The sequence below is a fragment of the Prosthecobacter sp. genome, from assembly GCF_044222345.1.
Lineage (GTDB): Bacteria > Verrucomicrobiota > Verrucomicrobiia > Verrucomicrobiales > Verrucomicrobiaceae > Prosthecobacter.
Genome location: NZ_JBGANL010000049.1, coordinates 1 through 1,117, shown reverse-complemented (window position 1 = coordinate 1,117; position 1,117 = coordinate 1). Strand labels below are relative to the sequence as shown.

Below are 1,117 nucleotides of genomic sequence, written 5' to 3'. Positions count from 1 at the left end.
ATTCAGCCTAATCGTCACATGTTGTGACACTCTAGAAGCATTCGTAGAATCGTCTTTTGTCATTGGTGTCAAAAATATAAACTGGCTTAAGGCCCCGCCACTCCGCAAGACATTCTCATCGTGAGAATGAGTTTCGTTTCATCGCGCAAAACTCAATCAGTCAATTCCTGGCAGCATGCAGGTCATACCAATTGTGCTTGTTCGCAGGCTCTACTCGATACCCCAAATTGTGACCTAGTTGCTGGCTGAGCCAAGCGTGCATCACGTCTTCAAATGGGAGCCATTCTCCAGCCGTCTCATCCCCAAAGGGGCCGGAGGAACCCGGATCAAACGCCCATGCCCCTGGCGGCAACGAGGCCGGAACCGGCGGACGAACCCTTTTGTAAGCAGCACGCAGACGATGGGCCAGAGCTGTGGATTTAAGACGTGTGACGGCCATGCTCAGCGCTGATTGAAATGACAGCTTGGGACTCAGCACCTGTGTGAAATAGCCCTGCTGGATGCATTTGAAACGCTGGTAGCCCTTTGAGCGGAGCAAGTAAAAATCATCCACTGAATTAAGCTCCATTGAAATAAACTCTGGAGCGTCGCCCGGCGAGACATCGGCAATCGCGACATGATCATGTCCTTCGATGTCCACCTTCAAATAGTAAGGCACCCCGTACTCGGCGAGTAGATCACGCAACGGCAGGGTCTGCACTTTGATGGCATGACAAGGCAGTCCATTGCGGGAGGCAATACTTTTGTCGAACGAGTTCCAAACACGCAGATCGTCACAAATCCAAAAATCAGCCTCTCCCAACTGTTCTGCAATGGCAGCATTGACGATGGTCAGGCAGCCGGAGGCGACAGCGTCGGCAAAGCGTTCTCTGCCTGCGAGAGCCAGATCGGGATCCGCCTCCACGGCGACAACCTTAAAACCGCGATGCAGGTAATAGGCTGTATCGTCGCCGTTGTTCATGCCAATGTCAAAAATCAGCCACGTCGCTGAATTGAATGGGTAACGGGTGGCGCGGCAGTGGAGGAGATTGCAAGTTGGGGGATGGACCAGAACGACTTGTTTGCAATGGCTTTGGGATTGAACACGCCGTGGAAGGTCGTGCGCAGCGGATTTGAA

1 protein-coding gene is annotated in these 1,117 nt (G+C 52.7%); it reads right to left on the bottom strand.

Annotation, left to right across the window (positions count from 1 at the left end; all coding sequences use genetic code 11):
• Positions 1 to 160 precede the first annotated feature (160 nt).
• The gene (locus ACILSL_RS20990; protein WP_395734056.1) at positions 161 to 967 is read right to left on the bottom strand and encodes an FkbM family methyltransferase; all 807 of its coding nucleotides are present in this window, start codon (positions 965 to 967) and stop codon (positions 161 to 163) included.
• Positions 968 to 1,117 lie beyond the last annotated feature (150 nt).